22 protein-coding genes are annotated in these 21,560 nt (G+C 70.3%); 9 read left to right on the forward strand and 13 right to left on the reverse strand.

Going from position 1 to position 21,560, the window contains the following annotated elements; genetic code table 11:
- Positions 1–1,111, reverse strand: a 1,111-nt coding sequence (locus tag ACYVE7_RS10370; protein WP_460364386.1) for a serine/threonine-protein kinase, incomplete at its 3' end; no start/stop codon positions are given.
- Positions 1,112–1,289: 178 nt separating this feature from the next.
- Here ACYVE7_RS10370 and ACYVE7_RS10375 point away from each other — a divergent pair.
- A complete protein-coding gene (locus tag ACYVE7_RS10375) occupies positions 1,290–1,634 on the forward strand; it encodes a hypothetical protein (protein WP_460364387.1) in 345 nt (114 codons plus the stop codon).
- A 318-nt stretch (positions 1,635–1,952) separates the two neighbouring features.
- On the opposite strand, the gene ACYVE7_RS10380 is transcribed toward ACYVE7_RS10375, so the two are convergent.
- Positions 1,953–3,428, reverse strand: a complete 1,476-nt coding sequence (locus ACYVE7_RS10380) for a hypothetical protein (protein WP_460364388.1) — start codon at positions 3,426–3,428, stop codon at positions 1,953–1,955.
- A 226-nt stretch (positions 3,429–3,654) separates the two neighbouring features.
- On the opposite strand from ACYVE7_RS10380, the gene ACYVE7_RS10385 reads away from it, so the two are divergent.
- A complete protein-coding gene (locus ACYVE7_RS10385) occupies positions 3,655–4,512 on the forward strand; it encodes an FHA domain-containing protein (RefSeq protein WP_460364389.1) in 858 nt (285 codons plus the stop codon).
- Positions 4,491–5,324 carry an FHA domain-containing protein gene (locus ACYVE7_RS10390; RefSeq protein ID WP_460364390.1) on the forward strand — a complete coding sequence of 278 codons (834 nt, stop codon included), beginning with the start codon at positions 4,491–4,493 and terminating at the stop codon, positions 5,322–5,324. Before ACYVE7_RS10385 ends, ACYVE7_RS10390 begins: the two co-directional genes overlap by 22 nt.
- Positions 5,325–5,326: 2 nt before the next feature.
- On the opposite strand, the gene ACYVE7_RS10395 is transcribed toward ACYVE7_RS10390, so the two are convergent.
- Both ACYVE7_RS10395 and ACYVE7_RS10400 read right to left on the reverse strand, forming a co-directional pair.
- Positions 5,327–5,506 (reverse strand): hypothetical protein, encoded by a 180-nt coding sequence (locus ACYVE7_RS10395; protein ID WP_460364391.1) that lies wholly within the window; start codon positions 5,504–5,506, stop codon positions 5,327–5,329.
- Positions 5,503–5,880: a hypothetical protein gene (locus ACYVE7_RS10400; RefSeq protein WP_460364392.1), complete on the reverse strand. Its 378-nt coding sequence runs from the start codon at positions 5,878–5,880 to the stop codon at positions 5,503–5,505. The genes ACYVE7_RS10395 and ACYVE7_RS10400 overlap by 4 nt, the downstream gene beginning before the upstream one ends.
- A gap of 35 nt (positions 5,881–5,915) precedes the next feature.
- Here ACYVE7_RS10400 and ACYVE7_RS10405 point away from each other — a divergent pair, with 35 nt between their 5' ends.
- Positions 5,916–6,344 (forward strand): hypothetical protein, encoded by a 429-nt coding sequence (locus ACYVE7_RS10405; protein WP_460364393.1) that lies wholly within the window; start codon positions 5,916–5,918, stop codon positions 6,342–6,344.
- A 28-nt stretch (positions 6,345–6,372) separates the two neighbouring features.
- Here the strand turns inward: ACYVE7_RS10405 and ACYVE7_RS10410 are convergent, their stop codons facing one another.
- The 4 genes from ACYVE7_RS10410 to ACYVE7_RS10425 form a co-directional block, all read right to left on the reverse strand.
- Positions 6,373–7,317: an NBR1-Ig-like domain-containing protein gene (locus tag ACYVE7_RS10410; RefSeq protein ID WP_460364394.1), complete on the reverse strand. Its 945-nt coding sequence runs from the start codon at positions 7,315–7,317 to the stop codon at positions 6,373–6,375.
- Between the two features lie 62 nt (positions 7,318–7,379).
- Positions 7,380–7,745, reverse strand: coding sequence for a hypothetical protein (locus tag ACYVE7_RS10415; RefSeq protein ID WP_460364395.1), 366 nt, complete (start codon positions 7,743–7,745; stop codon positions 7,380–7,382).
- Between the two features lie 37 nt (positions 7,746–7,782).
- Positions 7,783–8,349, reverse strand: a complete 567-nt coding sequence (locus tag ACYVE7_RS10420; RefSeq protein ID WP_460364396.1) for a serine/threonine-protein kinase — start codon at positions 8,347–8,349, stop codon at positions 7,783–7,785.
- 131 nt (positions 8,350–8,480) lie between these two features.
- Positions 8,481–9,557, reverse strand: a complete 1,077-nt coding sequence (locus ACYVE7_RS10425; RefSeq protein ID WP_460364397.1) for an alpha/beta hydrolase — start codon at positions 9,555–9,557, stop codon at positions 8,481–8,483.
- A gap of 157 nt (positions 9,558–9,714) precedes the next feature.
- On the opposite strand from ACYVE7_RS10425, the gene ACYVE7_RS10430 reads away from it, so the two are divergent.
- Complete coding sequence (locus ACYVE7_RS10430) at positions 9,715–10,371, forward strand: hypothetical protein (protein WP_460364398.1); 657 nt, start codon at positions 9,715–9,717, stop codon at positions 10,369–10,371.
- On the opposite strand, the gene ACYVE7_RS10435 is transcribed toward ACYVE7_RS10430, so the two are convergent.
- Together ACYVE7_RS10435 and ACYVE7_RS10440 are read right to left on the reverse strand one after the other, a co-directional pair.
- Positions 10,368–11,618 (reverse strand): NADH:flavin oxidoreductase/NADH oxidase family protein, encoded by a 1,251-nt coding sequence (locus ACYVE7_RS10435; RefSeq protein ID WP_460364399.1) that lies wholly within the window; start codon positions 11,616–11,618, stop codon positions 10,368–10,370. The two genes, ACYVE7_RS10430 and ACYVE7_RS10435, sit on opposite strands and share 4 nt — an antisense overlap.
- Positions 11,618–12,460 carry an SDR family NAD(P)-dependent oxidoreductase gene (locus ACYVE7_RS10440; protein WP_460364400.1) on the reverse strand — a complete coding sequence of 281 codons (843 nt, stop codon included), beginning with the start codon at positions 12,458–12,460 and terminating at the stop codon, positions 11,618–11,620. Before ACYVE7_RS10440 ends, ACYVE7_RS10435 begins: the two co-directional genes overlap by 1 nt.
- A gap of 132 nt (positions 12,461–12,592) precedes the next feature.
- Here ACYVE7_RS10440 and ACYVE7_RS10445 point away from each other — a divergent pair, with 132 nt between their 5' ends.
- Positions 12,593–13,213, forward strand: coding sequence for a TetR/AcrR family transcriptional regulator (locus ACYVE7_RS10445; protein WP_460364401.1), 621 nt, complete (start codon positions 12,593–12,595; stop codon positions 13,211–13,213).
- 22 nt (positions 13,214–13,235) lie between these two features.
- Here the strand turns inward: ACYVE7_RS10445 and ACYVE7_RS10450 are convergent, their stop codons facing one another.
- Positions 13,236–14,678 carry a hypothetical protein gene (locus tag ACYVE7_RS10450; protein ID WP_460364402.1) on the reverse strand — a complete coding sequence of 481 codons (1,443 nt, stop codon included), beginning with the start codon at positions 14,676–14,678 and terminating at the stop codon, positions 13,236–13,238.
- 158 nt (positions 14,679–14,836) lie between these two features.
- On the reverse strand, positions 14,837–16,312 hold the full coding sequence (locus ACYVE7_RS10455; protein ID WP_460364403.1) for a M28 family metallopeptidase: 1,476 nt from the start codon (positions 16,310–16,312) through the stop codon (positions 14,837–14,839).
- 471 nt (positions 16,313–16,783) lie between these two features.
- On the opposite strand from ACYVE7_RS10455, the gene ACYVE7_RS10460 reads away from it, so the two are divergent.
- The 3 genes from ACYVE7_RS10460 (at position 16,784) to ACYVE7_RS10470 (ending at position 20,458) form a co-directional block, all read left to right on the forward strand.
- A complete protein-coding gene (locus tag ACYVE7_RS10460) occupies positions 16,784–17,836 on the forward strand; it encodes an alpha/beta hydrolase (RefSeq protein ID WP_460364404.1) in 1,053 nt (350 codons plus the stop codon).
- Between the two features lie 136 nt (positions 17,837–17,972).
- Entirely contained in the window at positions 17,973–19,808 is a 1,836-nt protein-coding gene (locus ACYVE7_RS10465; protein ID WP_460364405.1) for an ABC transporter ATP-binding protein, read from the forward strand.
- Between the two features lie 65 nt (positions 19,809–19,873).
- Positions 19,874–20,458, forward strand: a complete 585-nt coding sequence (locus tag ACYVE7_RS10470; protein ID WP_460364406.1) for a TerD family protein — start codon at positions 19,874–19,876, stop codon at positions 20,456–20,458.
- A 3-nt stretch (positions 20,459–20,461) separates the two neighbouring features.
- Here ACYVE7_RS10470 and ACYVE7_RS10475 read toward each other — a convergent pair.
- On the reverse strand, positions 20,462–21,560 hold a 1,099-nt coding region (locus tag ACYVE7_RS10475), incomplete at its 5' end, for a hypothetical protein (RefSeq protein WP_460364407.1).

Genomic DNA, 21,560 nt, shown 5'->3' on the forward strand with positions numbered 1-21,560 from the left:
ACGGCGCCGTCGGCGTCCCGGACGACGTGGTGAGGGCGGCGCCGTCGAGCCGCGCCCCCGTTAGTTTCATCGCTCCCCACGCGCAGCCGCCCGCCGCGACCAGCGCCCGCACCAGCACCGCAGAGAAGATCAGTTTGCTGCGTCTGCGCCGGGCCTTCGGCTGCGGTCCCCGCGACACGGGCACGTCGACCGGCTGCTGCTCCGGCGGACGCGGCACCTGGACCCGGTCGGTCGGCTGGTACTGGATCAGCGGTGTGGACGGCGGCGGATCGGTCAGCGCCGGGGCAGCCGGAAGGCCCGCGAGGTCGACGGCCAGCGCCGTGAGCTGGTTCGCGACGGCCGCCGTCGGTCCCGGACGGGCTGCGGGGTCCTTCGCGAGCAGCGCGGCGATCAGCTCCCAGAGCGGTTCCGGCACTCCCCCGGGACGTCCCGGCGCGTCGTCGACATGGCGTCGCAGGATCTGGAGGGTGGAGCCGCCCGCGAACGGCGTCACCCCGCAGCACATCTCGTAGAGGGTGATGCCGAGCGCGTACAGGTCGGCGGCGTGGGTGGGCGCCTGGCCGTCGAACACCTCGGGCGCGACGTACTGCGGCGTCCCGACGAGCATCGTGGACCGGCCGCTGCCCGACTGCTCGGCGATCCGCGCGATCCCGAAGTCGGTGACCCGGACGCCCGGCGGCTGCTCCGTGCCGTCGAGCAGCATGTTCTCCGGTTTGATGTCGCGGTGCACGACACCGGCCTGGTGGACGGCGGCGAGCCCGGCGGCGGCCTCCGCGCCGATCCGGCACACCTCGGCGGGCGCGAACGTGCCGCGCCGTTCGAGGAGCCCGCGCAGGTCGCCGCCGGTCACCAGATCCATGACGATCGCCAGGACCTCGCCTTCGGCGACGAGGTCGTGGACCCGCACCAGATTGGGGTGGGCCAGCCCCAGCAGGATCGAGCTCTCCCGCAGGAACCGGCGGACGGTCTCCGGGTCGCGGGACAGCGCGTCGTGCAGGACCTTGAACGCGAGCGCGGTGCCGTCGGCCGACCTGCCGCGCCAGACCTCGCCCGTCGCGCCCCGGCCGAGCGTGAACTCCAGAACGTATTTGCTTCCCAGCGGGCGCTCCACGGCACCGGCCCTTTCGACGGAGGAGGCCGCGCGATGTTCGCGCGGCCGGCCGGCGTCACCCGCCGATCCGCAGCCATGCCACCACCGGCCGTCGCGTGCGCCTACCCCTGAGCTCGGGGGAAGCGGTGCGCCCGGCTCCGGGGCGAACCTGGCGTCGATCCCGAGAAAGGGGACTGAGATGACGAACGTTCGATCCCGCGTCCGGTGCGCGGCGGCCGTGATCTGCCTGGGCCTGGCGGTGCTCGCCACCGGCTGCTCGTCCGGGCCGTCCACGAAGGAGGAGCTCTGCGACGCCTACAGCGACTACAAGAAGGAGGAGAGGGCGTTCCACCCGATCAACGAGAACGGGGTGTTCCGGGCCCTGAAGAAGCTCGGTGACGTCGCCGGACGCTACCCCGAGGACGCCGAGGTGCAGGAGGCCGGGCCGAAGCTGAAGAAGCTGGGCGAGTCGGACTCGTTCTACTCCTCCGACGCGTCGCGCCTCGCCCGTCCGATCAGTTCGGAGTGCGGCTCCGGCTCCTGACCGCTTCACGACCGGACATCGGGGGTCCGGTCGCCTCCGCCGGCGCGTTGACGCGCCCCGCACCACCGGGCTGAGCCCTTTCCACGGACCCGTCTGAGCGTCCTGGCCCCCGGTGTTCCCGCCGCCTCGCGGCGTTCTCTCCTTCCTTTCCTTCCTCCCGGACGGGTCGTCCGCCCGGGATTCCGTTGGCGACCGCCGCCGCCCGCGCGTCGGTCCCGCACACCCAAGAAGGGTCACCATGTGCTACTTCACGAACACTCTCGGTCGGATTCGCGCCCCGTGGGACGGCGGGGAGGAGGACGGCGACGACTGACGACGTCACAGCGCGGGGACGGTCGCGTCCGGGTCCGTGGACAGGAGCGCGCTCCAGTCCGCCAGCAGGCCCGGGCGCGGCGTCGCCGCGGCGTTCGTCATTCTGCGCAGGACGGTCCAGGCGGTCCGCGCCGTCCAGTCGAACACCTCGGCGGGGACTTCGGGCGTGTGGGCGACCAGCTCGGCGGCGGGATCGGGGACGCGCAGCAGCAGATCGTGGTGGACGCGGCGCGCGAGCAGGGCCTTTTCGAGCGCGGCGTACTGGGCGCGGGTCCGTTCCGCCCAGCCGGCCCCGTCCCTGACACCCAGCGGGTAGTTGCCCGCGATCCGCTCCGCCCACCAGTCGATGTAGGCGTCGGGGACCCGCACGTGGACGACCCTGGCCGACGTCTCCCGCAGGAGCCGGACCGCGTGGGGATCGAGCTCCCCGTCGGGGTTCGCGAACGCGGCCGCCCGGACGGTGATCACGGCGGGCCACGGGCGTCCTTCGGACGCGCGGCGCGCGATGTGGTCGGCGACGGAGATCCACGCCCGGCTCCGGTGCCGGTGCGTGTCGGACGGCACCGCGACGACATGCCCGTGCCTGGTGACGTCGATGTTCTCCCTGACCAGCACGTACCGCCGGCCGAGCGCCTGGGCGAGCAGAGCGCCGGCGAGGCCGAGCCCGTGCCGTCCGCCGACCACCACGATCGGGCCCGGCGGGACGGCCGGTGCCGCGCCGCCGCCGGCGTCGGTCCGCTGCCGTCCGCCGATCATGTCCTGGACGAGCAGGTGGGCGGGATGCCGGACAGAAGCCGACCGCCACGTCCGATGCCCTTCACCGCCCTGCCAGCTGTGCTCGTGGCCGTTGTTGAGCGCGGCCGCCGTCCTGGCGAGGAGCTCCAGCCGGAACCGCCGGTGGACGGGATCGCCGCCCAGTTCCGCGGTGTCGAGCGGCGCGCGGAGCCCGGCGCGGGAGGCGAGGGCGCGCAGCGCGTCGTCGGACAGGGGCCGGCAGCCGTCACGCGGCAGGAACTCGCCGACGCTGTTGGTCACGGCGCGGTACCGCCCGCCGGAGATGATCTGCAGGAACCTGACCTCGAACCGTTCGGCGCCCTCGACGTCGGCGAGGAGCGCTTCGGCGGCGGCGACGGGCGCGGGCGACGGCAGCCTGGCGAGCTGTTCCAGCCGGGGCCTGGCCTCTTCGAGCGCTTCGAGAGCGGCGTAGGTGTCGTCGACGAGCGTGGCGGTGAACGGCGCGAGCGCCTCGGCCTCGGGCAGCCAGCCGACCATGACGAACAGATCGGAGACCCGGAGCCCGGCGTACTCGCCGAGGCCCCGCAGGAACTCGGGCCGGAGCGGCCGTTCCCCGCTGAGGATCTTGCGTACCTGGCCGTCGGCGAAGCCCGTGCGACGGCCGATCTCGGCGGCGGTCGCGACCGCCCCGCGCGCCTCGATGGCGTTGAGGCAGCGGGTCAGGGCGTCCTGTTCCCCCTCGGTCATGCACTTCCTTTCCGCCGACCCCTGAACTCCGGGGTGTCCGACAAAACAGTAATGCGATTGCCTGGACCTCAAACCGCTATTGAACGCTCCAAATGAACCGAAAATCGACCCAGACCGCACTGACGTCACAGATGGGGGATGAGCCATTCTCCTAGGAGGAATCCGACGATACGCCTATCCGGGGGGATGGCTACGGAAAGTGCATAAGTAGAAGGGAAAGAGCGTTTTGACCGTTTCAGCCGACCTCGTGGAGACGGGGAAGCGGCAGCCGGTGACGCTGGGGGCGGCGCACCACACGGCGACATGCGACGACAGGGGCACGCGTGTCGTGCACATCACCGGACCGGGGGCGCACCGCTGGTCCCTCGGCCCCGGCCAGCGGCTCCGCTTCGGCCGAGGACCAGGCGTCGACCTGGCGCTCGAGGGCAATCCCTGGGTCTCCCGCCAGGCCGGCGAGATCAGCGTCTTCGAGGACGGGGTCCGCATCACCAACACCAGCGCCCGGCACGACCTGTGGCTGGAGGCCAACGGCGACGCCGTGAAACTTCCCGTCCTGGCCTCGGGCACCGGCAACATCGGTTGCTTCCTGGCGGCGGGCACCGCCACGATCAACCCCGACCGCACCGGCGACCACGGCCAGGCCGTCCAGATCCTCATCCCGGAGATCGCGTCCGGACGGATCCCGGGAGCGCTCCTGGACCCCGGCACCAAGGAGTTCATGGTCGCGCTCCTGCTGTGCCGGCCCTGGCTGCACGATCCGCTGCGGATCAGGCCGCTGCCGTCGGCGCCGCAGATAGCGGAGGAGGCACTGGCTATCACCGGATCGCACCACCAGTGGGAGCGGTTCGCCGCCGCGCCGGGTGCACGGCAGCGGCTCGCCGCCCAGGTCCACGAGCATTTGCGCTGCCTGCGGGCGAAGATCCGCAGATACGGGCTGGTGCCGGACGACCTCGAACTCAGCACGTCCGCGATCGCCGCGGTCCTGCTCCACCACGACCTGATCGGCGAACGTCATCTGACGCTCGTCTATGACCGGTCCTGGCTCACCGCCCAGGAGGACAAATGGTGGTCGACACCGACCTGAACGGGGGAAACGGCCTCGGCCGGGTCGAGGTCACCGGTCCCTCGGGCGAAGCACTCGTGCTTCGTCCGGGGGACGTCGTCGTGTTCGGCCGCGACCCCGCCGCCGAACTGCCCGTCACGGACGACCCGTGGCTGTCGCGGCGCGCGGGTGAGATCAGTGTGCTCGCCGAGGGCGTCCGGGTGTCGAACCTCAGCCAGAAACACGCCCTGTTCATCCGCTTCCCCGACGACACCGTCCGGCTGCCCGCGCTCGGCGAACGGCCCCGGGACAAGAGCTGCCTGGTCAGCGCGGGCACCGTCAGGATCGGCACGGCCGCGATGCTCGACCAGGACCGTCCCGTGCTGCTCACGCTCACCGACCAGATCACCGGCCCGGCGCCGGTGCGGGACGGCGGCGACCGGCAGTCCACCACCGAACGGCCGCTCGAACTCAACCCGCTGACCAAGGAGTTCATGGTCGCGTTCGTCCTGTGCCGGCCCTGGCTGGACGACCCGTCCCGGATGGCGCCCCTGCCGTCCGCGCCGGAGATCGCCGAAGCGGCGCTCCGCATCACCCAGGCGCACCATCTGCTCCGCGCCCTGCCCGATCCCGCCGTCAGGACCCAGCTCTCCCAGCGGGTCCACGAGTGCATCAAGGGACTGCGGGCCAAACTCCGCGCGAAACGGCTGCTGCGCGCCGACCCGGCCAACGGGTGGGGGCTGCTCGCCTCGACGCTCCTCTACTACGACGTCATCGGCCCCCGCCACCTCGCCCTCCTGAAGGACGCCGGCTGGCTGTCCGCCCAGGAGGACAAGTGGTGGGGTGACCAGTGAGGTCAGCGGGACCGTTCGTCGAGCCAGCGGGCTCCGGCGAACACGGAACCGCCGACCGCCATCAGCGCGATCCACCAGGCGTGGGTGTCGTCGGTCGCGGGCACCGTCCTGAGGAGGAGCAGCATCCCGACGAAGAGCAGCGCCCCGAGGATCTGCACGATCCGGTAGCCGTTGAGGTTCATCGGCCCAGCTCCGCACGGAGGCTCGCCGAGAACCGGCGGAGCGAGCCCAGCGCGGGCGCCCGCCGCGGCGAGAGCGGGATGAACATGTAGGTCTCGCGGACCGTCAGGTAGTCGGGCACCTCGAGGCTGACCCGCCACTTGCCCTCGCCCTCGCTCCGCCACGAGAGCCTGATCTTCATCTGCTCGACGAGCCCGCCGGGCCCCGAGACCGCGTAGTGGACCGACGATTCGGTGACGCGCCCTTCCCGCACCGTGTTGGTGAGGAAACGCTTACCCGACTCGACCGCCTTGCGCCCCGCCGCCTTGATCTCTTCGGGGCTCTTCGTCGTGACGAAGGAGAATTCCTCCTGCGCGACCTTTTCCTGAACGCCCATTCACTCGCTCCCTGCCTGTTTTCCGGACAATGGCGATGTTCATCGCTTTCTCCAGTCTCAGAGAGGAGCTCCCGGCGGCTCTACCCCTGAGCCCAGGGGTCACCAAGGCCATCGGCGCGGACGTCCGCGCACTGGTCGCCGGGGAGATCATCTACATCAACCGGGGCGCGACCGGCGGCAGCGGACTGTCCACGCTGTCGATCTACAACGCGTCGCTGAACAAGACGATCGTCTACCTGCACAGCGCTCCGCTCGGGTCGCTGACCGTCGGCCAGCAGATCAGCCGCGGCCAGGTCATCGCCGACGAGTCATGGCGCGGGGTCTCCTCCAGCGGCGGCGCGCACACCCACGTCGAGATGCGGCTCGGACGGCAGACCCACGCCGCCAAGAGCGTCGGCGACTCCACCCTCGACAACCCCAACCCGAACGCGTTCTGGGTCTCCCAGGGCTACAACGTCCACTAGCCGGAGGCCCCCGTGTCCTCTCCCCTTCTCATCTGACGTTCACCACGAAATAGACCGGGCGGGCGCCCGGGAGGAACGCGTTCCCCTCGCCGTCGACCATCTTCCAGCCGACCCAGCAGGAGCCCGGCTCGCTCGGCGCCGTCACCCAGACGCCCACCCGGATCTTCTCGCCCGGTCCCGTGTCGGGGATGGGGACCTTCGCGGGGGTCTCGCAGGAGCCGTTGTCGGCCGGGAAGAGACCACGGGCCAGGTAGCGTCCCCGCCAGGTCGCCCGTCCCGCGTTACGGATCTCCCACACCTTCCGGAAACGCTCCCCCGGCCTGACGACGGTGCCGTCGGGGATGGTGATGTCGCCGAGGAACTGGCTGACGTCACCGGCGACACGCGGGCCGGTGGGGGTCTGGGACGGGGCGGGGGGCGTCACGGCGGCGGGGGTGGAGCCTCCGCGCAGCGCGATCGTGATCCCCGCGCAGACGGCGGCCGTCGCGAGGAGGGCCACGATGGGAAGGGCCCGCCCACGGCGTCGGACGTCACCCGAGATCTCCTCCGGCGCCGCAGGCACCGATTCCGTTGAAGGCGCGGCCGTCGCCGCCTCCCCCGTCGGGGCGTCAGCCATCCGAGGTGCGGGCGGCTCGAACGCCATGCTCACGGCGGGAAGCTCCGCGCCGACCCCGGACTCCCCGGGACGTCCCGCCGTGTCCCACCCCCGCGTCGCGTTGACCGGCAGGCTCGCCCGCTCCCAGCGCTCCCGGTACTCCGCCGGATCCGCCCCGCACGCCTTCACGAACTCGACGGTCGTCTCCCAGCTCGGCAGCCGGTTCCCTTTCGTGGCCTCATGCAACGTCGTATGGGAGATCGCCCCAGACCGTCCCGACATCTCCCGAAAAGATGGGTTGCCGACCGACCTGCGCAGCTCCCGAAGAGCCGCCGCGAACTCCTCGACCGTCTCCGCCCGTGCACGCCTGTGCTCCACCCGGCGAAGCTAACAGCGCCCCACCTTTCCCTCAAGCGCCACCCCTCACCGACCCCGATCCCTCAGAACCGCGCCACGAAGGACTCCGAGCGATTACTGAAGTGGTACGCGGTCGCCGGCACATGGATCCGATACGTGTAGCCCTCGTAGAGCAGCCAGCTCACCGCCCCATGACGATCCGTCTTCTTACAGGACCGCGTGTGGTAGGCGGCTCCGTCCTTCCGCTCCAGACACACCTTGATGTACCTCAGTCCGACAGGTGTGTCCTGCGCGTCCCTCCGAAAAACCCAGACCTCGAGCCCCGGATACTCACCACCGTCAAACGAGTTCCAACTGATGTAGGCCGCATACTTCCCCGAAGCCTCGACCGGGCTCGCAACCCCGCTCCCCACGGCCAACACGAGCGCGAACAGCAAGATCTTCCTCATGATCTTCCCCCATCCCCCGATGGCCCCACCTCCCAGACTAGGCGCCCCCACCGACTGCCACGGAACCGCCGTTCCACTGCTCAGGAGACATGTAGGCGGGTGTGCCGGAACGTCCGCCTTCACCGGCGAGCACGGCGATGCCGAAGTCGATCAGTTTGCTCGTGCCGTCGGGCTGGACGATGACGTTCGCCGGTTTGAAGTCGCGGTGGACCACCCCGACGCCGTGTGCCGCGCCCAGCCCGAGCACCGCCCCTTTCAGCAGCACCAGCGCGGCTTCGGGTGCCAGCGCGCCGGTCTGGTCGAGTACGTTCCGCAGCGTGACGCCGTCGACGGCCTCCATGACGATCGCCGCGCCCTCGTCGGCTTCGACCAGCAGGTAGATCCGGGCGATGTGCGGGCTCGTCACCCGGTGCAGGAGCTCCGCCTCCCGGCGGAACACCGCGCGATCGTCCGCCGAACCTTCGGCCAGGTATTTGATCGCGACGATGGCGCCTGCCGGGTCGCGGGCCAGGACGACCCGGCCCTGGGCTCCGTTTCCGAGTTCCCGCAGCTCCCCGTAGCCCGGCACCTGCCAGACGTCCAATTCCGGCCTCCACGAGTTCATGATCCACCGCAGAGCCTGACATCTCGCCCGCTCTTCGCGCCACCAGAGCCACTGCACGCACGCGACGGCTGAAGGCCGCACAGGAAAGGGCGCCGGGTGGCGTCCTTTCCTGTGGGCTGCCGGTCGGTTTCTTAGTTGGCGGCGGCGAAGTTGGCTTCCAGGCGGGGGACGTAGTCGGCGAAGGCGGCCTGCCAGCAGGGGTAGTTGTGGCCGCCGTTGCAGTTGGGGCTGAGGGCGGAGCCGTTGCCGTAGTCCCAGTAGCGCTGGACCGGGATGCCGAGCTGGGCGAGGCGGCTGTTGACCAGGGCGTAGGCCGGGGAAGCTCCCTGTTCGATCATGTCGTTGTTGCCGGTGTACAGGGAGATCGTGGTGTTGGACAGCTTCTGCAGGTTGGTGAGGCTGGCCGGGTCCGCGGCCTTCCAACGCCAGTCGCCCCAGAAGTAAGGGGTGCCGAAAATGGCGTCGCTGTCGACCGTGGGCCCGTAGTTGCAGCCGGCGGCACCGCTGCACATCAAGGTGGGGAGGTTCAGTTCAGTCGCGAGGATCACCGCGCGGACCTGGGTGGAGTTCAGATCGACCGCGCCCGACATCGACACGACGTGACCGAAGAGGTCGGGGTGTGCCTCCGCGTAGTGCAGCGAACCGTAACCGCCCATCGACAGGCCGGTGATCGCGCGGTGGCCGCGGTCGGTGAGGGTGCGCAGGTTGGCGTCGATGAACGGGATGACCTGCTGGATGTGGAAGGTCTCCCACTTCGCCGCGCCCTCGGCGGTGTTCTGCATGAGCCAGTCGGTGTACCAGCCCTTGCGGCCGCCGTCCGGAGCCACGGTGATCATCTTGTCGGAGTGCAGGGCCGGGATGCCGCCCAGGTCGTCGGCGTTGCCCGGGCCGCCGTGCAGGAAGTAGGCGACCGGCCAGCGCTTGCCCGGCTCGCTGTAATAGGTGGCGGGGAGATGCACCCGAATCCTCGGCTTCTGGTAGCCGAGGAACGACCCGTAGTCGTCGGAGACGTCGACCTGCGAGGTCTGGACGTTCACCGAGAAGTCGAACCCGCCGCCCTGGACGCTGACGACCTGCAGGCCGAACCCGTCCTGCAACGGCGGCGGTGTGCCGTCGGCGTGTGCGGCGCCCGTTCCGAAGACGATCCCGGTGAACGCGAGGGCGGCGACCATCGCCACCCGCCCGGTCCGCCACAGCTTGTTGCGCATGAAGCTCCTCCTCCGACTGTCAAAACAGGGGACATTCAAACAGACGAATCCGTCTATCAATGAGTGATTCAGATCACACGAACGCCGAGGGCGCTCGGGCAGGCCATGTTTTCGGCAAGAAGCGATCCGCCGGGCGGGGCCGGGGCATGGGGAGGAGGTGGGGAAGAGCGGGGAGCGCAAGGGCGGGCTGGGGATCACGGCGGCGCTGGCGGGGCTGCTGTTCGTGATGCTGCGGTTGTTGGCGGTGACGCACTACGAGTGGGACGCGGCGTTCGCGCTGTCCGACTCGATCAACTTCGACGACACGCTCGGCGTGCTGATCGGGACGTTCCTCGGCGAGCCGACCTGGACGGCCGTGCTGGTGGCGTTCCTCCTTCCGCTGCTGGTGGGGCGGCATCTGCGGCAGATCATGAACGGTCAGTGGTACGTGGGATCGACGCTGGCGATCGTGGTGCTCAGCGGGCTCTTCGCGACGGCGCTCATCACCTACCGGCTCTGGGTCGCGGTGGTCGTGCTCGCCGTGGGGTTCGCGGCGCGCGCGGTCGTGTGGTTCAGCGGGCTCGGTGAGGGGTTCCTCGACCGGATCACCGCGCGGATGGGGATGCTGAGCGTCATCGCCGTGCTGGTGATGGCCGGTGTGACGGACTCGATGTGGGTGCCGGAGGAACGGATCGAGCTCCATCAGGGGGAGCTCGTGGGATACGTCGTCTCCGACACCGGGGCGTTCGTCAAGGTGCTCACCGCGCAGGAGCGTGAGATCAGGATCGTCTCGGACGAGCAGGTGCTCGCCCGCACCGAGGTCGAGCGCCGTTAGGCGCGTTTGGAGCGGAACGCCGTCGGGCCGTTGCGCAGGGCCATGGCCAGGGCGGTGCGGGACCACGAGCGGCCCGGGTCAGGGTCGCGGCCTGCGCCGAGGCGGTGGAGCTGGTCGGTGTGCCAGGACAGGTCGAGGGCGCCGTCGATCTGCTTCAGGTTCGTCAGCCGGGTGAGGACGGGACGGAGCCCCGCCCGCGTGCCCGAGGACGGCAGGGACACCGCGCCCTCCTTGAGGATGCGGTGCGGCGCGTCCGGCAGGACGCACGTGGGGCGGCCCAGGCCGACGAGGTCGCAGTCGCCGGAGGCGATGGCGGCGTTCATGGTGGCGGTGGTGCGGAAACCACCCGTCACGGCGATCGGCGTCGAGCCGGCCAGATCGCGGACGGAGGCGGCGTAGTCCAGGAAGTAGGCCTCGCGGGCCGCGGTCGAGGAGGAGACCGTGCCGAGCATGGCGGGCGCCTCGTAGGAGCCGCCGCTGATCTCGATCAGGTCGATGCCCTCGGCGACCAGCGCGGCGACGACGTCACGGGAGTCGGCTTCGGTGAAGCCGCCGCGCTGGAAGTCGGCCGAGTTCAGTTTGATGCCGACGGCGAAGCCGGGGCTGGTGGCGGCGCGCGTTGCGGCCAGGACCTCCAGCAGGAACTTGCGGCGGCCCTCGGGGGTGCCGCCCCAGCCGTCGGTGCGCTGATTGCTCAGCGGCGACAGGAACTGGGTGATCAGGTAGCCGTGGGCGCCGTGGAGCTGGACGCCGTCGAAGCCCGCCGCCTCGGCGACCGCGGCGGCCGTCGCGTAACGCTCGATGATCTCGCGGATCTCGGCGTCGGTCAGCTCGCGGGGCCGGACCGCGCCCGGCACACGGGCGGCGATCGCGCTCGGCGCGACCGGACGGTTCTTGCCGACCAGCGCGTTCGCCTGCCGCCCCGGATGGTTGACCTGCATCCACAGCGGGGTACCGGTGCCGCGGAAGGTCTGCGCCCAGCGGCGCAGCCCGGCGAGGTGCCGGTCGTCCTCGATGACGACGTTGCCCGGCTCGCCGCGGTGCCGCCGGTCCACCATGACGTTCCCGGTGACGACCAGCCCGTACCCGCCCGCCGCCCAGCGCCCGTACAGGCGTTCCAGCGCGGCCGACGGCCCGCAGTCCCGGTCCCCCAGCGCCTCGCTGAGCGCCGACTTCATGATCCGGTTCGGCAGCGTCTGCCCGTTGCGCAGCTCCAGCGGGCTGCCGAGGCCGTCGACCGCGGCCATCAGCGCGACACCTTGGTCAGCGAGCCGGTGAACCGGCGTGCGACCGCAGCGAACGGACGCTGGTAAGCCCCGCCCAGCGCCCGGACGAGCAGATCGACGGCCACCGCATCCGCCCCGATCAGGATCTTCGCCTTCCGCGCGAGAACCCCGCGCAGGATGGTCCGCGCCGCCTGCTCGGCCGACGTCCGCGTCAGATGCTTGTCGAACAGCCGCGCGATGCCCGAAGTGTCCCCGTCGTTGCTGGCCGAGGCGTTGTTCACGATGTTGGTGCGGATCCCGCCGGGATGGACGCAGCTCACCCCGACCGGATGCCCAGCGATCAGCATCTCCTGTCGCAGCGCCTCGGTGAAGCCGCGCACCGCGAACTTGGCCGCGTTGTAGGAGCTCTGCGTCGGCACCCCGAACAGGCCGAAGACGCTCGACACGTTCGCCACATGGCCGTCACCTGAGGCGATGAGGTGCGGCAGGAACGCCTTGGTCCCGTGGACGACGCCCCAGAAGTCGACGTCCATGACCTTCTCGATGTCGCCGTACGGGCTCTCCTCGATGGTGCCGAAGATGGTGATGCCCGCGTTGTTGACGACCAGGTTCACGGTGCCGAAGTGCTCCACGACGGTGTCGGCGTAGGCGTGGAAGGCCTCGCGGTCGCGGACGTCGAGGGTCTGGGCATGCGGGGCCTTCCCGGCCCGCCCGCAGAGCTCGACGGTCTCGGCGAGGCCGTCGGCGTCCCAGTCGCTGACGGCGACGCGCGCGCCCGCCGCGGTGAGCTGCAGGGCCAGCGCGCGGCCGATGCCGGACCCTGCGCCGGTCACCACGGCGACCTTTCCTCGGAAGTTCTTCATCTTCGGCTCCTCTACGGGGGGACTGCCGCGATCGTAGGCACCGGCCGTCCAACTTACAAGTCAGACGACTGGGAAATGGTCGGGGTGTCCGCCCGTCTCGGTAAGCTCGGAGCCGACAGTTCAGGAGGTCCCATGGGGAGGACGCGTCCCCTGGCGCGGCGCACACAGGCCGAGCGGACGGCCGCCACCCGCCAGGCGCTCATGGACGCCACCCTGGAACTGCTCGTCGAGGACGGCTGGACCGGGATGACGACCCGGTCGATCGCCCAGCGCGCCGGGGTCAGCCAGGGCGCCCTGCAGCACCACTTCCCCGACCGATCCGAGCTGGTCGCCGCGGCGCTGCACCACGCGGCGGGCGTGCTCGCGGCCGAGTTCGTGGCCAGCCCCCCGGCCGCCGGCACCGAACGCGAGCGGATGGAGGCGGCGCTCGACCGGCTCTGGCAGATCCACGACCTGCCGGCCGTGACCGCCTGCATCGAACTGGTGACAGCGGCCAGGACCGACCCGGAGCTCGCACCGCACGTGGCGCGGCTGCTCATGGCCGTCACGGAGCTGGTGACGGGTTTCGCCGCGGGCCTCGCGCCCGGACGCGCCGCCTCAGGCGATCTGCGCGGCCTGGTCCTGGCGGCCCTGGCGATGATGCGCGGCGCGGCCATCCTGAAACCGCTCGGCGTCCCGGAGACCCAGCCCGACTGGCAGATCATGAAGGCCCTGCTGCTCACCGCCTGGGACGCGCTGGAGCCGCGACGCTGAACGCGCCGCGGCCCGTGAGCGGTTACTTGTTGAAGGCCCGGCGGAGTTCGTCGAGCTCGGGGGCGAGGATGTCGTCGTCGGTCAGATCGCCGCGGCCGGCCAGCTTCTTCTGGTCGATCTGCTGGAACTCGGGGAGCTGCATGGTGCCGCAGCACGTCGAGCGGTCCTGTTCGGCGCGGAGGCTGGCGGAGTTCTTGTCGGCGGGCTGCACCTCGGTGACGTCCGTCTTGGACTCGCCCGTGTAGTCGGCGTCGGACATGTTGACCTTGCCCATCACGAGGTCCTTCAGGGGCGTCGGGGAGACGACGACCTCGCGGATGGTGAAGCGGTTGCGCAGGAACGTGCGGTAGGCGGCGGACTCGGCGCGGTTCGCGGAGACCTGCAGCATCTTGTTGACGACGTCCGCGTAGGTCGCGTTCGCCGCGGGCGCCGCGATGATCGCGTCGAGCATGACCGTGCAGAGCCGCGCCGCGACCTCGATCAGCAGGACCGCGGGGTCCTTGGTCTTGGCCTGACGGTTCCGCTCGAACGTGTAGATGTCGGCGAGCGTGTCGTACATGCCGCCCGTGAACACCTGCGAGATCGCGTGGACCTCGTTGCCGACCTCGCTGAGCTTGAGATCGTTGTCGGCGTTGCGCAGCCCGAACTGCAGTCCGAGCCCCGCGCCGAACTCCTCGGCGACGGCCGGCAGGAACGAACGGGCGTGCAGGTTCGCCTTGGTCGCCGCGACGAGCGCCTCGGCCTGGTCGCCCTGGGCCAGCGCCAGGAAGATCGCGGTCAGATCGCCGAACGCCTCGTGCAGCCCGCCCGTCTGCGGGTTGTTGCTCGCGCCGAGCCAGCCGGGCTTCAACCCGTCCAGGACGGCGTGGCCGGTCTCGTGCGCGACGATGTCGAGCGACCGGCAGGTGAAGATCGTGTTCTGGCTCCCCTGCGGGGTGAAGAACAGGAACTTCAGCGCCTTGGCGGTGCGGCTGTAGAAGGCGTTGGCGCCGCTCGCCGCCCGCGGGAAGACCGACAGACGGTCGGTGTTGCCGCTCGCGTTCCACGCGAACGGGATCGGGGTGCCGCCGTGGTACCGCTCGTACATGGTCAACGTGGCCCTGACCACCGCGAAGGTGTGGGCGCAGTCGAACTCGGGCGTACCCGGCACGAACTCGAAATCGGCGTTGACGTTCCGCGCCACCGGAGTCACCCCGGGCAGGAGCGTGGTGAGCCGCGCGTCGGTCGGCCCGTTGAGCACGACCGAGGGCACGAACGTGGTACGCACCCCCAGGTCGGCGACGCTCGGGTCCTGCTTGTAGATCCTGATCCGGTGGCCGAGGACCATCGGCACCGGGATCGGGATCGGCCTCGGTACCGGGACCGGCCTGGGCGCCGGCACCTCCGCCGCCCGCTGACGCCCCATCGGCGTCTCGGTCCTCATCATCGGTGTCTGGATCCGGTTCACATCCTGGTGGATCGTCACTGATCCACCTCCCCTGGGAAGAGACGGGCTTTGCCGCCCGTGCTGTGATGGCAACGCTCCGCCTCACCGCGGAGCGCGTCAACACCTCCCTGAAGGTCCTTTGACCTGTACCGGCCCGCCGGTGCGCGGCCCCACTGTGGCGTGGGGCCGCGCCTGGGTCAGCGCGGGGGGATCGGGGTGAGGTTCAGCGCGTAACGGGCGACCGCATCTGCTATGGCGTCGGCGTTGACGTCGAGCGCCGTGGCGTTGATGTTGCTCCTGGTGTCACAGGCCTGGTGGTAGCAGGGGTCGTAGGGGGCGCCCGCGGTGCCGCCGAAGAAGGTGGCCTCCTCGGGGGTCTTGATGCCTTCGGCGCCGGTGAAGATGCCGCCGGCGGGGATGCCGACCGCGATGAACGGGCCGTAGTCGCTGCGGCCGTCGAAGTCGGTGCCGACGGTCTTCAGCCCGCGCGAGGTGAAGAACCTGGTGAGGGTCTGCTCGATCTGGGCGGAGCCGGGCGGGCCCGCCGGGGAGCCCGTGGCGTCGGAGTCGTCGCCGTCGTACAGCTTGTAGGCGTGGTTCGGGGAGGCGACCATGTCGAAGTTCAGATAGAGCCTGACCTTCGCGCGCTGGGCGGCGCTCAACCCCTCGACGTACTGGTCGGAGCCGAGCAGCCCGATCTCCTCAGCCGCCCAGAACGCGAACCTGACCTTGTGTTTGATCGGCAGCTTCCCGAGCTGGAGCGCGACCTCCAGGTTGGCGGCGCTGCCCGAACCGTTGTCGTTGATGCCGGGCCCCTCGGGCACGCTGTCGAGGTGCGAGCCGACCATCACGACCTTGTTCGGGTCGCCGAGGCGCGTCTCGGCGATCAGGTTGTCGTCGGTGCCGAGGGCGAGGTCGGTGTCGACCTTGAGGTGGACGGTCGTGCCGGGCGTCGCGGCGAGTTCGTTGCCGACGGCGAAACTGGCGAACACCATCGGGACGCCCGCCCGCCACTCGCCGATGTCGAGCGGGTAGGGGTCGGTGCGTCCTGGCTGCCCCTCGTTGAAGACGATGATGCCGGACGCGCCCGCCCGTCCCGCGTTCCGGATCTTGAGGGCGAAGGCGCAGGCGCCGCGCTGGATCAGCGCGATCCGGCCGGGAACGAACCCGGCGAAGTCGGCCTCCTCGCAGCCACTGGTGGAGGTCGGTGTGGGCGTCGGCGGCAGCGTCAGATCGACGGCCTGGACCTGCGCGGTGACATCGCCCGCCGGTGACGGCTGGAAGGTGTGGAAGTCCTGGTTCGGCACCCAGCTCTTCGGCGTGGGCGCGGTGACGGCGAGGGTCGCCGGTGTCTTCTCCGTCCAGCCCTCCACGAACTCGATCGGCTGCCGGGTCACCTTGTACCCGGCCTTCTTCAGCTTGCCCGCGACATACGCGACACTCGCCTCATACCCGGCCGAACCCGCGGCCCGGTTGCCTCCATTGGCATCGGCGATCTTCTGGAACGCGTCCAGATGCTTCTGTACGTTCTGGCCTTTGACCTGCTGGACCAGGACTTTCGCGAGGATGTCCTCAGCCGGCCCCGCGTGCGCCGGGCTCACCAGCCCCACCGGCAGCGCGACCGCCGCGACGACCGCGGCCCCTCGGACCGTTCTCCTTCTCCACGACCTCATGGTTCCTCCATTGGCACCACTGCGAACGACCCCCCGAACGTAACCTCCCTTCCTCTTCCCACCCAGGGCCCACTCTGACCGGCCCCGGCCCCATCGCCGCGGCACGGAACGCGCGTGATGCCACAGTCCGCGGCGCGCGTCCAGTCGTCGCCGACGGCCGAACGGCGGCTTCCCCTCCGCGCGGGCGCACCGTTTCCGCACCCCACCGGGATGGCGGGGACGGTTTCTTCTCTGTGACGCGAGTTGCACGGCGGAAACGAGCGACGGGTCTTGCCGAGAACGCCCGGTGTGGTTTGTGTCACGTAGCTAATAAATATACATCCGTGTTCTTATAAGCGCGTTTTGTAAAGACCTAAGGAGGTTCCTGTGGGTATTTCATGGTTTTCCCGCAAGGTCGGCACCGTCAGCGCGGTCAACGCGCTCTGCGCGCTCTGACCCGGTCCTCCCCCACCCCGACGAAGGACTATCTCAATGAGATCTCAGAAATTCTGGACGCGTGTGCTCGCGGGCGCGGGTGCCCTGGCCGTGGCGTTGGGCGTGCTCGGCACGTCACCCGCCCACGCGGAGGCCGGGCCTCCTCCGGCCTTCGCCGACGGGTTCGGCCTGACGCAGGTCGACGGTGTCGTCGGTGACGGAGCCGACTTCACGCTGACCGTGACGACGCCCAACCTGTCCGGCAAGCACCGGATCCGGATCTTCCTGCCGGACGGGTACGCGGCCCAGCCGGAGAAGCGCTGGCCCGTCCTGTACTTCCTGACCGGCGGCCCCAGCAACGTCGACAACGCGGCCGCCATCCCCGCCCTCCGCTCCGACAAGATGATCACCGTGGTGCCGGACGGCGGCCAGAAGGGCTGGTACGCCGACTGGTACATGCAGAACACGGTGCTCGGCGCGGCCAAGTGGGAGTCGTTCCACATCAAGCAGGTCGTCCCGTTCATCGACGCCAACCTGCGCACCCTCACCGACCGGAAGCACCGGGCCGTCGCCGGGCTGTCCATGGGCGGTTTCGGCGCCATGCACTACGCCGAGTTCTACAACGACATGTTCGGTTATGTCGCCTCGATGTCGGGGGCGATCGACTTCGGGCTGTGGGACATGCGCGCCGCGGTCCTGACGACCGAACTCAACCTGACCATGTGGCCGTGCGCGTCGGCCGACCCGTCGGGCTGCGCCGACTACGGTCCCGCCGTCGACAGTGACGCGATCTTCGGCACCCCTTACTTCTGGGGCGACCAGATCTGGAACAGGGTCAACCCGGCCTCCACCACCAATCTGAAGAAGCTGTCCAACACCCATATCGCGCTGTACACCGGCAATGTCCTGCTGGACGCTGCGACGGCGACGGCCGCGGGCAACGTCCGGAACTACCTGACCAATCTGGGCATCCCGATCGCCCGCTTCCTCGCCTACGGCAACGGGGCCGTTCTCGGCAACGGCTGCGACGGGAGCCACAGCTACACGTGCTGGCGGCCGGCGTTCGCCGACTACATGCCCTACCTCGAGGCCGCGATCACCGCGGCCTGAGCCCGACCATACCCCGCGGCGTCCGCTCCGGCGGGCGCCGCTCCGCCGCCTGTGGAAAACCCGCCGCCTGTGGAAAACCATTGGCCCGAGGTTCGGCGGCGGGGCAGCATGGAGGGGGCGACGGCGGGGAGGTCGGGTGACGGGGGAAACGAAGGACGGCGGCGTGCGGAAGCAGGCGCTGCTGCTGGCGTTGCGGAACTACCTGGGGGAAGTGCGCAGGCAGCGGCGGGTGGCGATCCCGGCGCTGCTGCTGCCGGCCGCGGGCAACACCTGTCTGTACTATCTGGCGCCGCTGTTCGTGGGGGCGCTGATCGGGCGGCTGTCCGAGGGCGGTGAGGCGTCCGTCGGCGAACTGCTGCCGTATGTGCTCGGGTTCGGCGGGGTGCTGCTGGCCGGTGAGGTGCTGTGGCGGATCGGCCTGCACTTCCTGATCAGAACCGACGGCCGCGGAATCGAACGGCTCGGCATCGACGGGATGGACGCGCTGCTCGCCAAGGACTCCGCGTTCTTCCAGAACGCGTTCGCCGGGTCGCTGACCAAACGGGTGCTGAGCTATTCGAGCGGATTCGAGCAGTTCGCCGACACCCTTGCCTTCTCGGTCATCGCCAACCTGCTGCCGCTGATGTTCGCGTCCGTGGTGCTGTGGCGGTTCGATCCGGTGCTGGTCCTGGTGCTCGTCACGCTGATCGTCCTGACGGCGCTGATGGTGGCGCCGTTCATCCGGCGGCGGCAGTCCCTGGTGGATGCCCGTGAAGCGGCGAAGGTCAGGGTTTCGGGGCATGTGTCGGACGTCCTGACCAACATGGAGACCGTCCGGGCGTTCGCCGCCGAGGACAGAGAGGCCGCCGAACACCGCGGGCGGCTGGCCGAGCAGTACCGGCTGTCGCTGCGTTCCTGGGACTACGGCAACCAGCGCGTCGATTCCGTGGTCGCGCCGATGTCGGTGCTGACGAGCGCGCTCGGCCTGCTGCTCGCGGTGGCGCTGCGCGGCGGGCTCGGCGCCGAGGCCATCGTCGTGACGTTCGCGTACTACACGAACGCCACCCGGATCATGTTCGAGTTCAACCAGATCTTCCGGCGGATGGAGAGCACGCTCACCGAGGCCGCCCAGTTCACCGAGCTGCTGCTGGAACCGCCGACGGTCGTGGACGCCGAGCGGCCGCTGCCGCTGAAGCCGTCCGGTTCGGCCGTCCGGTTCGAGCGGGTCGGATTCTCGCACGGCCGCGGGGCCGCCCTGTTCGACGGGCTCGACCTGGACATCGCCGGCGGCACGAAGATCGGGCTGGTGGGCCGGTCGGGCGGCGGCAAGACCACCCTGACCAGGCTGCTGCTGCGGCTGATGGACGTCGATCGCGGCCGGATCCTCATCGGCGGGCAGGACATCGCCCGGCTCCGGCAGTCCGATCTGCGGAGCCTGATCGCCTATGTCCCGCAGGAGCCGGCGATGTTCCACCGGACCGTCCGGGAGAACATCGCGTTCGCCAAGCCCGACGCGTCCGAGGACGACGTGCTGCGGGCGGCGCGCGCCGCGCACGTCACGGAGTTCACGGACACCCTGCCCGACGGGATGAACACGCTGGTCGGCGAGCGGGGCGTCAAACTCTCGGGCGGTCAGCGGCAGCGGGTCGCGCTGGCCCGCGCGATCCTCCGCGACGCCCCGATCCTGCTGCTCGACGAGGCGACCAGCGCGCTCGACTCCGAGAGTGAAGTCCTCGTCCAGGAGGCGCTCTGGACTCTGATGGAACAGCGGACGGCGCTGGTCGTCGCGCACCGGCTGAGCACGGTCGTCCAGATGGACCGGCTCGTCGTCCTGGACCGGGGACGGATCATCGAGCAGGGCTCCCACCGGGAGCTGCTCGCCGCGGAAGGCTCGTACGCGCGGCTCTGGCGGCACCAGTCGGGCGGCTTCCTCACCGAGGCGGACGAGACCGCCTCGGACGCCGCCGGAGTGGAGCCGAACCTGCTCGCCTAGCCACCCCGCCACCGATAGATTGGCCCCACTATGTGCAGTTTCATTACGGGTTAGGTGGGGACGACATGACCACGCTGAGGCAGGACGACGGCGCAGCGGATCTCAGCGCGATCACACGGCTGACCGTCGCGGTGAGCTGGGAGTCCGCCGAGGGCAAGTCGGGCGGTGCGCTCGGCTGGGTGCGCAAGCAGAAGGGCGTCGACCTCGATCTCATCGGCGTGCTCATGCAGGGCAACGATCCGGTGCGCTTCGCGGGCCTCGACTCGCTCGACCCGTTCGACAACGGCTCCGTCCAGCACACCGGCAACGAGCAGACCGGCGCGGCGTTCGGTGACGACGAGTCGATCCACATCACGTTCGCCTCCGTGCCGTCGTCCATCGACGCGATCGTGTTCGTGGCCACGGCGTTCCGGCCCGGCAGCGCCTTCGAGAAGGCGAACAACATCTCCTTCAAGGTGTACGGGGCGGCGGCGGGCGGCAGCACCGAGAAGGTCGCCGACATCTACCCGTCGCTGCTCGAGACGGACAACGCCAACGCCGTCGCGCGGGCGTTCCGGACGGGCGACTCCTGGAGCCTCGAGGTCCTCAACCGCAAGGGCAAGATCAAGCAGGGCGACAAGCAGGCGCTGCTGCGCTTCGCCATGCAGTGAGCGTCAGCGGCGGGCGAAGAGCGTGAGCCTCATGCGTTTCGCCCGCCAGGTCGCCGACGGCGCGAAACCGGCCTTGGTGAGAAGCGCGGTCTGGGCTCGGGCGCGGGAACGTGCCTGGCTGTTGGCGTTGAAGCGTTCGATCAGCCAGACGCGGCGGGGTCCTTCCAGGCGTCGGGCCAGGGGGCGGCCGGTGAGTTCCGTGCCGGTGAGGGTGCCTTCGACCGGGCCGGGCTCGGCCAGCGCGAGATCGGTGATGGGGGCGAAGACGTCCGGGTAGGCGGAGGCGAGCAGACGGCCGTTGGCCGGGGCGGCGAGGAAACCGTCGCCTGGACGGGCCTGCCGGTCGAGCGCCCGGACGATCGGGGTGATGTCATGCCATTTACTGTCGGGACGTCGCAGATCGGCTGAGGCGGGGGCCGTCAGCAGGAGCAGGGCGAGCCCGGAAGTGAGCGCGGCGGGGACGGGCAGCGCGTCGAGGCCGAGGGCGATCAGCAGGGCGACGGCCGGTACACAGAACAGCAGATAGCGGGCGACGAAGACCGGTTCGGCGGCCGACAGGGCCAGCAGCAGGAGCGTCGGGACGACGGCCCAGGGCACCGCCACCCGCAGCGTGGCCAGATCGCGGCGGTGGAAGGCCCCGTTGAGGCAGAGCAGCGCCGCCAGCGCGGTCGCGCCGACGCCGCCGGTGATGCCCAGCACCGACGTCCACAGATGCTCGGCGTCCGGCGGGCGGATCCATTCGATCGCGGACCGTTCGGTCGAGGCGAGCCACGCCAGCGGGACGAGCAGCACCGCGGCGGCCGCGGCCGCGATCAGCCAGAGCCGGCGGGTGCGGGCCGGGGCCTGCCAGGTCAGGACGGTGACGGCATGGGCCGCTACCAGCAGGAACGCGAACAGATGCAGGATCGCCGTGGCCGTCAGCAGCAGCGTGTACAGCCCGAACCAGAGGGCCCGGCCGGAGCGCAGGCCCGCGACGAGGACCACGGTCGCGAGCACCGCCGACGCCGCGACCAGCGCGTAGGACCTGGCTTCGAGCGCGTACTGGCCGGTGACGGGCAGCAGCGCGTAGACCGAGCCCGCGAGCAGCCCGGCGCGCGGACCG

Source organism: Actinocorallia lasiicapitis (assembly GCF_054778695.1).

What these genes read in the sequence shown, in the direction of transcription:
- ACYVE7_RS10425 (WP_460364397.1), bottom strand. Translation starts at nt 9,557, where the DNA reads ATGCGCAACAAGCTGTGGCGGACCGGGCGGGTGGCGATGGTCGCCGCC.
- ACYVE7_RS10395 (WP_460364391.1), bottom strand. Translation starts at nt 5,506, where the DNA reads ATGAACCTCAACGGCTACCGGATCGTGCAGATCCTCGGGGCGCTGCTC.
- ACYVE7_RS10445 (WP_460364401.1), top strand. Translation starts at nt 12,593, where the DNA reads ATGGGGAGGACGCGTCCCCTGGCGCGGCGCACACAGGCCGAGCGGACG.
- ACYVE7_RS10375 (WP_460364387.1), top strand. Translation starts at nt 1,290, where the DNA reads ATGACGAACGTTCGATCCCGCGTCCGGTGCGCGGCGGCCGTGATCTGC.
- ACYVE7_RS10390 (WP_460364390.1), top strand. Translation starts at nt 4,491, where the DNA reads ATGGTGGTCGACACCGACCTGAACGGGGGAAACGGCCTCGGCCGGGTC.
- ACYVE7_RS10440 (WP_460364400.1), bottom strand. Translation starts at nt 12,460, where the DNA reads ATGAAGAACTTCCGAGGAAAGGTCGCCGTGGTGACCGGCGCAGGGTCC.
- ACYVE7_RS10460 (WP_460364404.1), top strand. Translation starts at nt 16,784, where the DNA reads ATGAGATCTCAGAAATTCTGGACGCGTGTGCTCGCGGGCGCGGGTGCC.
- ACYVE7_RS10455 (WP_460364403.1), bottom strand. Translation starts at nt 16,312, where the DNA reads ATGAGGTCGTGGAGAAGGAGAACGGTCCGAGGGGCCGCGGTCGTCGCG.
- ACYVE7_RS10380 (WP_460364388.1), bottom strand. Translation starts at nt 3,428, where the DNA reads ATGACCGAGGGGGAACAGGACGCCCTGACCCGCTGCCTCAACGCCATC.
- ACYVE7_RS10470 (WP_460364406.1), top strand. Translation starts at nt 19,874, where the DNA reads ATGACCACGCTGAGGCAGGACGACGGCGCAGCGGATCTCAGCGCGATC.
- ACYVE7_RS10420 (WP_460364396.1), bottom strand. Translation starts at nt 8,349, where the DNA reads ATGAACTCGTGGAGGCCGGAATTGGACGTCTGGCAGGTGCCGGGCTAC.
- ACYVE7_RS10400 (WP_460364392.1), bottom strand. Translation starts at nt 5,880, where the DNA reads ATGGGCGTTCAGGAAAAGGTCGCGCAGGAGGAATTCTCCTTCGTCACG.
- ACYVE7_RS10405 (WP_460364393.1), top strand. Translation starts at nt 5,916, where the DNA reads ATGTTCATCGCTTTCTCCAGTCTCAGAGAGGAGCTCCCGGCGGCTCTA.
- ACYVE7_RS10415 (WP_460364395.1), bottom strand. Translation starts at nt 7,745, where the DNA reads ATGAGGAAGATCTTGCTGTTCGCGCTCGTGTTGGCCGTGGGGAGCGGG.
- ACYVE7_RS10435 (WP_460364399.1), bottom strand. Translation starts at nt 11,618, where the DNA reads ATGGCCGCGGTCGACGGCCTCGGCAGCCCGCTGGAGCTGCGCAACGGG.